Annotated in this window: 5 protein-coding genes; 4 read left to right on the forward strand and 1 reads right to left on the reverse strand. The window is 68.7% G+C overall.

Annotated elements, in window-relative coordinates:
- Window positions 1-119: 119 nt before the first annotated feature.
- The 4 genes from AC07NS_RS13500 (at window position 120) to AC07NS_RS13515 (ending at window position 10,929) form a co-directional block, all read left to right on the forward strand.
- Complete coding sequence (locus AC07NS_RS13500; RefSeq protein ID WP_494603960.1) at window positions 120-1,655, forward strand: hypothetical protein; 1,536 nt, start codon at window positions 120-122, stop codon at window positions 1,653-1,655.
- A gap of 217 nt (window positions 1,656-1,872) precedes the next feature.
- Entirely contained in the window at window positions 1,873-4,092 is a 2,220-nt protein-coding gene (locus AC07NS_RS13505) for a TonB-dependent receptor (RefSeq protein WP_494603962.1), read from the forward strand.
- 141 nt (window positions 4,093-4,233) lie between these two features.
- Window positions 4,234-5,949: a ShlB/FhaC/HecB family hemolysin secretion/activation protein gene (locus tag AC07NS_RS13510; protein ID WP_494603964.1), complete on the forward strand. Its 1,716-nt coding sequence runs from the start codon at window positions 4,234-4,236 to the stop codon at window positions 5,947-5,949.
- A gap of 30 nt (window positions 5,950-5,979) precedes the next feature.
- A complete protein-coding gene (locus AC07NS_RS13515) occupies window positions 5,980-10,929 on the forward strand; it encodes a beta strand repeat-containing protein (RefSeq protein ID WP_494603966.1) in 4,950 nt (1,649 codons plus the stop codon).
- Window positions 10,930-10,989: 60 nt separating this feature from the next.
- Here the strand turns inward: AC07NS_RS13515 and AC07NS_RS13520 are convergent, their stop codons facing one another.
- Entirely contained in the window at window positions 10,990-12,324 is a 1,335-nt protein-coding gene (locus tag AC07NS_RS13520; RefSeq protein ID WP_494603967.1) for an LLM class flavin-dependent oxidoreductase, read from the reverse strand.
- Window positions 12,325-12,380: the final 56 nt, after the last annotated feature.

The following is a 12,380-nucleotide window of genomic DNA, read 5'->3' on the forward strand; positions in this document are numbered from 1 at the left end:
GCGCCGTAACATCGATCAGCCGCGCGGCGGCGAGCTATCGGCCAAATGGCTTTGCCCACGCCCACGCCCTTCGCGCAGGTTCGCTCCAGCCTGACAACGACAAGAGGGGAAACAACAGGATGGCTTCCGCTTCGCTGCGCCGCGTTCCGCGCGCCTTGACCCATGTTCTGCTGGCCGGGGCGGCCCTGCTGGCGATCTCGACGGCCCCCGTCGCGGCGCTGGCGAGGATCGACGCGCCGCCGGCCGCGCAGCTCACCGCCGACGACTACCGGCTGCTGCATCCAGGGGTCTATACCGACCGCGAGGCCCCGCTGGTCGCCAAGTATTTCGCCGACAACCAGGCCCTGAAGGATCGCGGCCCGATCGACGTCAAGGCGTTGGTCGCAGGGACCCTGCCCAAGGACACGCCGGGCCTGGGCCCCGTGATCAAGGTCACCGAGGACTGGGTCCGCTACAACGCCAAGAAGTACGACCCCGACAGCCCGCTGCGCAACGACGCGGCCTATGCGCGCTCGCTGGGCTACGAGGACATCCTGGCCTATCCGACCTTCGGCGCGCACGACGACAGCTACATGGCGCCGTGGCCGCCCGGCGCGCGCGACAAGCTGCTGGTCAGCGAGCTGAACCACAGCGTCACCAACCTGGCCCCGATCTATCCGGGCGACACGCTGTACCTGGTGATGAACGAGCGGACGGTGCTGGACCTGACGCCGCCGCAGGGCTCGATCACCCGCAACATCGTCATCCAGACCAAGGGCGAGATCTTCAACCAGAAGGGCGTCAAGGTCAGCGACGTGATCTTCCGCGTCACCGAGAACGTGAAGGTGGCCAAGCCTGGCAAGGAGCCCAAGGACCGCTCGTTCCCCGTGATCTGGCAGGCGCCGGACTGGTTCAGGCGCCCGGCCCACGTCTACACCGACCAGGACTGGGCCTTCATCAAGGACGTGTGGTCCAAGGAGACCCGCCGCGGCGCCGAGCCGCTGTACTGGGAGGACGTCAAGGTGGGCGACAAGCCGGCCTGGACGCTGGACGGGCCGATCGAAGCGTCGGTCGCGCCGATCCCGCCGTGGGGCATGGGCGCCGGCGGCAGCCGCACCCTCAAGCGGGAGATCATGGACCCCAAGCTGGCCAAGGGCCTGATCCGGGGCGAGAAGGACGGCATCTGGCGGCTGCCCAACCGCGCCGACTACGTGCCCGTTCCGCCGCCGAGCCCGGTGATCCCCGGCGCGCCGACGCTGGACGGGGCGATCGACACCACCAACATCCACAAGGAAGGCGCCAAGCGCGCGCCGCTGGTCAACTATCTGGGCCGCGACCTGGCGATCCGGGCGCTGACCAACTGGGCCGGCGACGGGGCGTGGCTGGAGAACATCCGCTGGACCATCATGGACCCGCGCGGCATGGCCGACGTCGGCGATCCCGTCCCCTCCGACCCGCTGGCCGAGCACTTCCTCGACCGCGTGCCGTCGATGAAGGGCCGTTACGTCAACACCCACGGCCTGACCCAGGACGTGGCGATCGTGAAGTCCGAAGTGGTCGGCAAGTACGTCAAGGACGGCAAGCCGATGGTCGACCTCGTCTGGTGGATCGAGACCATCGACGGCTACATCTTCGAGGAAGGCATGGCGACCTACCGGCTGACCCTGAAGCCCTGATCGCTCTTTCAGGCATGACGACTGGCGGCGGCGGTCCCTGACGGGGCCGCCGCCGTCTTCGTTTGGCCCCGCCGATAGCAGGTATCCTCCCTACGGCTTTCACAGAACGCCGTGCGTCGAGTTAGCGTCGCCGCAGGCTCGCCATGCCGCCCCCGGGCGAACTGGAACGAAGCCCAAGGAGCGCCGGATCGACGGCGCCATCGGGAGGACAATCGAAATGCGACCCTGCACCGGCCAGGGGCGAGCGCTGCTGCTCGCCTCGACGACCGCCCTCGCCCTCATGTCGGCCAGTCCGCTGATGGCCCAGACCGCCAAGCCATCCGCCGCCGACGAACAGCCCGTCCAGCTGGACGACATCATCGTCACGGCCGAACGCTCGGAGGTGGCCATCCAGGATGCGCCGCTGGCGGTGTCGGCCATCGGCGCGGCGGACCTGCAAAAGCGCCAGATCAACAGCATCGAGGCCCTGGCCTCGTCGATCCCCAACGTCAGCTTCGGCCGCGCCGTCGGCATCGCCCGCATCGCCATCCGGGGCGTAGGCCTGGACACCACGACGCCCGGCAGCGAAGGCCGCGTCGCCTATCACCTGGACGGGGTCTATCTCAGCCGACCGACCATCGCGCTGGGCACCTTCTTCGACGTGGCGCGGGTGGAGGTGGTGCGCGGGCCGCAGGGCACGCTCTACGGCCGCAACGCCACCGGCGGGGCGGTGAACGTCATCACCCAGGATCCGGAGAAGGACTTCGGCGGCTACGCCCGCGTGGCGCTGGGCAACTACAACCTGGTGCGGGCCGAGGGCGCGGTCAGCGCGCCGCTGAGCGACGCCGTCAGCCTGCGGCTGGCCGCCCAGAAGGTCGACCGCGACGGCTACGGCCGCAACATCCACACCGGAAACGACGTCGATGACGAGCACACCGCCGCTGCCCGGGTGAAGCTGCTGATCGAGCCCAACGACGACTTCAGGAACGTGGCCTCGCTCGACTACTACACGGCCGACGACGCCAACTATCACTACCACTACCTGGCCCAGGGCAATCCGACCCTGGCGCCGCTGGCCTTCCGGCTGGGCGGGACCACCGCGCCCAACGCCCGCGACACCAACAACGACACCGACACCCGCAACCGCCGCAAGGTCTGGGGCTTCGGCAACCAGCTGGACTGGACCCTGGGGCCGGCGACCCTGTCGTCGGTGACCGGCTATCGCAAGAGCAAGACCCAGTTCCTTAGCGACGCCGACAACACCACCCTGCTGCTGGCCAACCTCTACAATCGCGAGATCTCCAGCCAGCTCAGCCAGGAACTGCGGCTGTCGGGCAAGAACGAGCGGTTCGACTGGCTGGTCGGGGCCTACTACTTCCACGAGGACATCAACGGCGTGAACGGCTTCTCGCCGATGTCGCGGGCCCTGGTCGGCGGGGCGATGACGCCGGCGATCGGCGCGGCCTTCGGCGGGATCCAGAAGACCACCTCCTACGCCGCCTTCGGCCAGGCGACCTGGCGGGCGACCGACAAGCTGGCCCTGATCGTCGGCCTGCGCTGGAGCAAGGACCGCAAGGCGCTGGACGAATATTCGGTGGTCAATCTGGCCACGGACTATCCTGGCCTGCCGCCCAACCAGTTCCCCACGCCGACCAAGCTGCAGCGCAATTCATGGTCGTCGCTGACTCCGCGGGTGACGCTTGAGTACGCCTTCACCCCGGACGTGAAGGCCTATGCGACCTATGCCGAGGGCTTCAAGGGCGGCGGCTATTCGGTGGGCAGCGTCGCCAGCCCCTACCAGCCCGAGAAGCTCAAGGACTACGAGGCCGGGCTGAAGGCCGAGTGGTTCGACCGCCGCCTGCGCACCAACCTGTCGGCCTTCTTCTACGACTACAGCAACCTGCAGGTTCAAAAGGTGCTGGCCACCGGCACCTTCTTCGAGAACGCCGCCAAGGCCGAGATCCGCGGAATCGAGCTGGAGTCGAGCCTGCTGGCGACCCAGAACCTGCGCATCGACCTGAACGGCGCGCTGCTGCATTCGGAATATACCGAGTTCCAGACCTCGGATCCGTCGCGCAGCTATCTCGGCGTGCTGGACCTGTCGGGCAACCGCATCGCCCAGGCCCCGCCCTACTCGGCCACCCTGGCCGTGCAGTACGGCCTGCCCACGGGCCACGGCGACTGGACCTTCCGGGCGGAGTCGATCTGGGTCGGCAAGGTCTATTTCAACCAGTTCAACCGCGACGTCCTCTCCCAGGACGCCCACAACAAGCTGAACGCCTTCGTCACCTGGACCCACCCGGCCGGCGACTGGACGGTGACGGCCTATGGCCGAAACCTCACCGACGAGACCCTGATCGCCACGGCCGTGACCAGCAATCCGCTGCTGACCACGCCGGTGCTGGGCACCTTCGAGCCGCCGCGCACCTTCGGCGTCGAGATCGGCTGGCGCTTCTGACCGGCCGACGGGAGGGACGCGAGGTCCCTCCCGTCACCTGGCGGTCAATTTCCACATTAAGTTGTTTTCCACTATTGCGAGAATCTGAACACGCAAATACCAATAGTGCACACCGTTTTCATTTGTGCGTTATTGAATTAAATGGCAACAAATCGATACTTTTCCTGTAGTTATTTTTCCGTTTTCTTTCTTTCAATTGCATTCAACTCAGCAACAGAAACCTGCCTGGCGCAATCGGTCGACGCCGGCGCGCTAAGCCGCAACGCGGAAAGCGCCGTCCGCCCTCCGGAAGAGGCCCCGCCGGCCGCGGCTCCAGCCGCGCCTCGGGCCAAGACCGGCCCTGTCGTCCAGGTTCGTCGCTTCGTGGTCGAGGGGGCGACGCTCGTGCCGACGGCGCGGCTGGAAGCCCTGCTGGCCAAGCGGGCGGGCGCCCTGCATTTCTCCGACCTTGAGTTCGCGGCCCAGGTCGTCAGCCGGGAATACGCCCGCCGCGGCTTCTTCGCCCGCGCCATGGTCCCGCCCCAGGACGTCACCGACGGCGTGGTGCGCATCGAGGTGATCGAGAGCGTCATGGGGCAAACCACGGTCTTGCCAGGCGCGCCGGCCAACATCGACGCCGACTATGTCCGCAAGGTCGCGACCGCCCGCCTGAAGGAAGGCGCGCCCTACTCCGCCGCCGACCTCGAGCGCGGCCTGCTGCTGGCCGACGACCTGGCCGGGGTTTCGATCAAGGGCGTGCTGAAGTCCGGCGAGGGTCGCGGACGCAGCGACCTCGACCTGACGATCACCGACGAGCCGTTCTTCAGCGGCGCGGTCGGCGTCAACAACCAGGGCTCGATCGCCACCGGAGTCGGCCAGGCCTTCGCCACAGCCTCGCTCGCCAATTTCAGCGGACGTGGCGATCGCCTGCAGTTGACGGGCCAGAGCTCCGCGCGGCTCGTCTACGGCAAGGCGCTCTATCGAGCCCCGATCGGCGTGGACGGCCTATCGGCCGACCTTGGCCTCAGCACCCTGCGCTACAGGCTGGGTCACGACTTCGCCGCGCTCGAATCCGAGGGCCAGGCGGGCGTCGTCGAGGCGGGCCTGACCTATCCGCTGGTGCGCGCGTCGCGCGGCGATCTCTCGGTCCGCCTGAGCGCTTCGCGCCAGCGCTACGCCGACGACGTGCTCGACACCCCGCTGCGGCGCAAGCGCCTGGTCGGCGGCGCGCTGGAGGTCTGGGGCGAACGGACCGACCGACTGGCCGGCGGCGGCCACACCAGCTTCCAGCTTCGCCTGACGGGCGGACGACTGGACCTGTCGGACCAGCCGGACGACGCCCAGCAGGACGCCCTGACAGCCCAGGCGGCGGGCGACTACGGCAAGCTCGTCTTCGAGATCAATCGCGCCCAGCGTCTGGCGCGCTCGCTCTATCTGCGAGGCCGCCTGTTCGGTCAGGCCGCCACCCGCAATCTCGACACCTCCGAGCAGGCCTCGCTGGGCGGACCGACCAACGTGCGCGCCTATCCGGTGATCGAGGGCGCGGGCGACGAGGCGGCGGTCGCCAACCTGGAACTGCACCGCCCCATCGGCGGGCCCTGGACCTCGCGCATCGATCTCTACGGCTTCGTGGACGGCGGCTGGGTGCGCCAGCACCGCAAGCCCTGGGACGGCTGGAACGCCTCGGGCCAGTCGAACGCCTACACGCTGGCCGGCGCGGGCCTTGGCGCGACCTGGAGCGCGCCGGGCGGCCTCAATCTGAGCCTCGTGGCCGCCGCGCCGCTGGGTCCCAACCCCGGCCAGACCGCGCCGGGCGTGAACCAGGACGGCAGCCGCCGCGCCGCGCGCGCGTGGCTGTCGCTCTCCAGAACTTTCTAACGACCAACTTCAGCTAAGGGGGCTGATCACATGGGCACGAAGCAAACCCGATCGACGGGTTTCGTCCGTACGAGAAACCGGGTCGGCATGACGCTGGGCCTGATGGCCCTGTTCGCCGGAACCTCGGCGCTGGCGCTCGACGCCGCCAGCCTGCCGACGGGCGGGGTGGTGACCTCCGGCTCGGCGACGATCGACACGTCCGCCAGCGCGCTGACGGTCAGCCAGAGCACCGACCGGGCGATCATCAACTGGAACAGCTTCGATATCGGCGCGCAGGCCTCGGTGACCTTCCTGCAGCCCTCGACCAGCTCGGTGACGCTGAACCGCGTGGTCGGCGCCGGCGCCAGCACCATCGACGGCGCGCTGAGCGCCAACGGCTCGGTCTATCTAGTCAATCCCAATGGCATCCTATTCGGCTCCAACGCCCAGGTGAACGTCGGCGGCCTGATCGCCACCACCGCCGACATCGACGATGACGACTTCAACGCCAGTTCGGACGTCTTCACGCTGGACGGCGCCACGGGCGCGGTGACCAACGCGGGGACCATCAACGCCGGCGCGGGCGGCGTGGCCCTGATCGGCGCGAGCGTGGTCAACACCGGCGCGATCACGACGACGGGCGGAAACGCCGTGCTGGCGGCCGGCCAGTCGGTGCGCCTGAACGCCGGCGCCGACGGCCTGCTGTCGGTCGAGGTCGACCCGGCCACCGTCTCCACCCTGGTCAGCAACGGCGGCATGATCATCGCCGACGGCGGCCAGGTGGTGATGACCGCCCAGGCGGCCGGCGAAGCCGTCTCGTCGGTGGTGTCCAACACCGGGACCGTGCGCGCCCGCACCATCGGCGAGCACGAAGGCCGCATCCTGCTGCTGGCCGACGCCGACACCGGGACTGTGCAGGTCGGCGGCGTGCTCGACGCCTCGGCGCCGAACGGCGGCGACGGCGGCTTCATCGAGACCTCGGCGGCGACCGTGAGCGTGGCCGACGACGCGACGATCACCACCCTGGCGGCCGACGGAACGACGGGCTCCTGGCTGATCGACCCGACCGACTTCACCATCGCCGCCAGCGGCGGCGACATCACCGGCGCGGCCCTGTCGGCCCAGTTGGCGACGACCAACGTCACCATCGCCAGCACGGCCGGCGCGACCGAGGGTTCGGGCGATCTGTTCGTCAACGACGCGGTGAGCTGGACCGCCAGCACGATCCTGACCCTGACCGCGGTGCGCAACATCGCCTTCAACGCCGACGTCACCGCCACCGGGACCACCTCCGGCCTGGTCCTGACCTACGGCGGCGACTACTCGGTGGCCGACGGCGCCAGCGTCACCCTGGCCGGCACCTCGGCCAGTCTGAAGATCAACGGCACCAGCTATACGCTGATCCATACGGCGGCCGCGCTGATGGCCGTCGGTTCGTCGGGCTACTACGCCCTCGCCGAAGACATCGACACGGCGGGCATCACCTGGGATCCGATCGGAACCGGCGGCTCGGCGAAGTTCACCGGCACGCTCGCGGGCTTCGGCCATTCGGTCAGCAACCTGACTACCACCGACACGACCGTCGACTATGTCGGCCTGGTCGCCTACGGCTCCGCGACCAGCGTGCTGCGCGACATCGACCTGATCAACGTCTCGATGACCGGCAACTACTATGTGGGCGGTCTGGTCGGCTACAGCCTGGGCAAGATCAGCAACGTCACGGTGACAGGCAATGTGTCGTCCGTTCAATGGGCCGGCGGCGTCGCTGGCTTCGTCGGGACAGGCGGCGTCCTGACCGGCAGCGGCTCCTGGGCGACGGTCAGCGGCGGCGCCTACATCGGCGGCCTGGTCGGCAACAACGGCGGCGCGATCAGCGACAGCTGGGCCGACGGCGTGGTCACGGGCACGGGCAGCGGCATCGGCGGCCTGGCCGGCCGCAACGGTGGGACGATCATCAACACCTGGGCGACATCGACCGTCAGCGGTTCCTCGACAGTGGGCGGCTTGGTGGGAACCAACGCAGGCTGGATCGAAACGAGCTACGCCGACAGCAACACCTCGGCCTCCGCCGCCAACTCATATGCGGGCGGCTTCGTCGGCTCCAACAGCGGTACGATCACGACCTCCAGCGCGAGCGGCACGGTCTATGGCGCCGGCAACTACAACGGCGGCTTCGCGGGCTCGAACACCGGCACGATCCAGTATTCCTCCGCCTCGGCCGCGATCTACGGCCTGGCCCGCACCGGCGGTCTGGTCGGGTTCAACGGCTCGGCCGGCGTGATCACCGAATCCTCATCGAGCGGCGATGTCTCGGGCGGCAACTATATCGGCGGCCTCGTGGGCTCCAACACTGGCGCGATCACCAGTTCCCATTCGTCGAGCTACACATCCGGCGAGCAGTATGTCGGCGGTCTGGTCGGCTACAATTCCTCCGGGGTGAGCAGCTCCTACGCCACGGGCGACGTGGTGGCGACCGCCTATGGCGGCGGCCTTATGGGCTGGAACGCCGCCAACATCACCGGACTCTACGCAACCGGCGACGTCACCGTCTATGGCAACTACGCTGGCGGCCTGATCGCCAACAACAGCGGGACCATCACGGCCTCCTACGCCACGGGCGACGTCGTCGCCACCGGCGGCGCGGCCGGCGGCCTCGTCGGCTACACCGACAGCACCCTGACCAACACCTACGCGACAGGCGACGTGACCTCGGGCGGCAGCGCAGGCGGCCTTGCCGGCTCGTCCAGCGCCCGGATCTACTACTCCTACGCCCTGGGCAAGGTGACGAGCGCCAGCAGCACGGGCGCCGGCGGCCTCGTGGGCAGCCTCAGCAGCTACGCCTACTACAGCTTCTGGAACACGACCGCGAACCCGACCCTGATCGCCGTCGGCGGGACCAACACCGCCGCCGCCCGCTATGCCAACGTCTACGGCAAGAGCCTGGCCGACCTGATGAAGGCGTCGACCTACACCGCCGTCGGCTGGAGCCTCGACGCCAGCGGCGGCACGAGCAGCACCTGGCGGATCTACGAGGGCTACACCACGCCGCTGCTGCGCCGGTTCCTCACCACCCTGACCGTCACGCCCGTGGCCACCACCAAGGTCTATAACGGCCTGCTCGACACCACGATCGATTACACCACCTCGATCGACGGGGCGGTCGTGCTGGGTACGGCCAAGGCGTCGGGCGCCGGCGCCTCGGCGCTGGACGTCGGGACCTATGCGACCGGCATCACCGGCCTCTATTCGAACCAGCAGGGCTACGACATCGTCTATGGGGCCGACACCACCCTGACGATCACGCCGGCCTCGCTGACGATCGCGGCCAACAGCCTCAGCAAGACCTACGGCCAGACCGCCGGCCTGACCTACACGGCCACGGGCCTCGCCGCCCGCGACTCCATCACGGCCCTGGCCCTGGCCTCGGACGGGACAGCGTCCACGGCGAGCGTCGGCGACTATGCGATCACGGCCAGCGCGGCGACCGGGACCGGCCTGTCGAACTACGTGATCACCTATGCCGACGGAACCCTGAGCGTCGATCCGGCCGCCCTGACGATCACGGCGTCCAGCGCCTCCAAGACCTATGGCCAGACGGCCGTGGTCGACGGCTACAGCGTTTCGGGCCTAGTCAATGGCGACACCGTCTCGACGGTGAGCGTGACCTCGGACGGCTCGGTCGCCACGGCCTCGGTCGGCGACTACGCCATCACCGCGAGCGCGGCGACCGGCTCGGGCCTGTCGAACTATGTCGTGACCTACGTGGACGGAAAGCTGACCGTGGTTCCGGCCAGCCTGACGATCACGGCGAGCGACGCCTCCAAGACCTACGGTGATACCGCCACTCTGGACGGCTACAGCGTCTCTGGTCTGCTCAACAGCGACAGCGTCTCGACCGTGACACTCGCCTCGGACGGCTCGGCCGCCACCGCCTCGGTCGGCGACTACGCCGTCACCGCCAGTGGCGCGGCCGGCTCGGGCCTGTCGAACTACGTCGTCACCTATGTGAACGGCGCCCTGACCGTGGTTCCGGCTTCGCTGACCATCACGGCGAGCGACGCCTCCAAGACCTATGGCGAGACGGCCAGCCTGACCTATAGCGTCTCTGGCCTGCTCAACAGCGACAGCGTCTCATCGGTGGCCCTGGCCTCCGACGGCTCGGCCGCCACCGCCACGGTCGGCGACTACGCGGTCGCCGCCAGCGGCGCGACCGGCTCGGGCCTGTCGAACTACGTGGTGACCTATGTCGGCGGGACCCTGACCGTGGTTCCGGCGACCCTGACGATCACGGCGGGCGGCGCCACCAAGACCTATGGCGCGACCGCGACCCTGAGCTACACCGCCAACGGCCTGGTCAACGGCGACACCGTCTCGTCGGTGGACCTCGCGTCCGACGGCGCGGCGGTCACGGCCTCCGTCGGCGACTACGCCGTCACGGCCAGCGGCGCGGCGGGCTCGGGCCTGTCGAACTATGTCGTCACCTATGTCGACGGCAAGCTGACCGTGGTTCCGGCCAGCCTGACGATCACCGCCTCGGACGCCTCCAAGACCTATGGCGAAACCGCCGTGCTCGACGGCTACGACGTCTCGGGCCTGGTCAACGGCGACACGGTCGAGGCCGTGACCCTGGCTTCGGACGGTTCGGTCGCCACCGCCTCGGTGGGCGATTACGCCGTCACCGCCAGCGGGGCCACCGGGTCCGGCCTGTCGAACTATGTGGTGACCTATGTCGACGGAAAGCTGACCGTGGTTCCAGCCAGCCTGACCATCACCGCCTCGGACGCCTCCAAGGTCTATGGCGAGACAGCCGTGCTCGACGGCTACAGCGTCTCGGGTCTGGTCAATGGCGACAGCGTCTCGACCGTGGCCCTGGCCTCGGACGGCGCGCCGGCCGAAGCGGCGGCCGGCGACTACGCCGTCGTCGCCAGCGACGCGGCGGGCGCGGGCCTGTCGAACTACGCCATCACCTATGTGGACGGCGTGCTGACGGTCACGCCCTGATGACGCGAAAGGCCGCCGCGCATCGCCGCGCGGCGGCCCAAGTCCCGGTCTCGGCGTCGCCTATTCGGCGGCGGCGAGGGTCGCGGCGTAGCGGTTGGCGGGGACGTCGATCCCCAGGCTCTCGCGGAACGTGGTTCCCTCGTAGTCCGTGCGGAACAGGCCCCGCGCCTGGAGGATCGGCACGACCAGTTCGACGAAGACCTCCAGTTGGCCCGGCAGGCTTTCGAACAGCACGAAGCCGTCGGAGGCGCGGCTTTCGAACCAGGCCTGCAGGCTGTCGGCGACCTGTTCGGGCGCGCCGACGAAGTGGCCGCGCGGGGTGGCGAAGCGCAGGGCCGTCTCGCGCAGGGTCAGGTTCTCGGCCTTTACGGCGTCGACGATGCGATTGACGGCGCTCTGGTTGGAATTGGCGCCGAACGCGGCGGCCTCCAGCGGGAACGGACCGTCGGGATCGTGCTGGCTGAAGTCGTATTCGTTGAACGGCCGGGCCAGCATCGACAGGGCGTTGTCGAGCGAAACGAGCTGCGTCAGCTCCTTGTAGAGCGCCTCGGCCTCCTCCGCCGTCTTGCCGACCACCGGGCGGGCGGCGGGCAGGACGTGCAGTTGGTCCGGATCGCGGCCGTAGCCGGCGGCGCGGGCCTTGATGTCCTTGTAGTAGGCCTGGGCGGCGTCGAGGTCCTCGTGCGAGACGAAGATGGCGTCGGCTCGCTTGGCGGCGAAGGCCTTGCCGTCCTCCGAGGCGCCGGCCTGGAAGATCACCGGCTGGCCCTGGGGCGAGCGGCTGATGTTCAGCGGCCCCTTCACCGAAAAGAACTCGCCCTTGTGGTCGAGGGTATGGAGCTTCGCAGGGTCGAAGAACTGGCCGCCAGCCTTGTCGAAGGTCAGGGCATCGTCCTCCCAGCTATCCCAGAGGCCCTGGACGACGTCGAGATACTCGCCGGCCAGGCGGTAGCGGACGTCGTGGGCGTAGTGCTTTTCGCGGCTGTAGTTGGCGGCGCTGCCTTCCAGCCAGGAGGTGACGACGTTCCAGCCGGCCCGGCCGCCGCTGATGTGGTCGAGCGAGGAGAACTGGCGGGCGACGTTGAACGGCTCGCTGTAGCTGACCGTCAGGGTGCCCACGAGGCCGATGTTGTTGGTGGCGCCGGCCAGGGCCGACAGGATGGTCAGCGGCTCGAAGCGGTTGAGATAGTGCGGGCTCGACTTCTCGGTGATGTAGACGCTGTCGGCGACGAACAGGAAGTCGAACTTGCCGGCCTCGGCCACCTGGGCCTGGCGCTTGTAGAACGAAAAGTCGGTGCTGGCGCCGGGATGGGCGTCGGGATGGCGCCAGTCGCCCCAGCCGGGGCCGACCCCGTGCAGGATGAAGCCGAGCTTGAGTTGACGGGGCTGGGACATCGGGCCGTTCCGTTGGCTGAAGGTGACGTAAGCCTGCTTACGAAGCGCCCTGCCCC

The organism is Caulobacter sp. GW821-FHT10A10 (assembly GCF_059415745.1).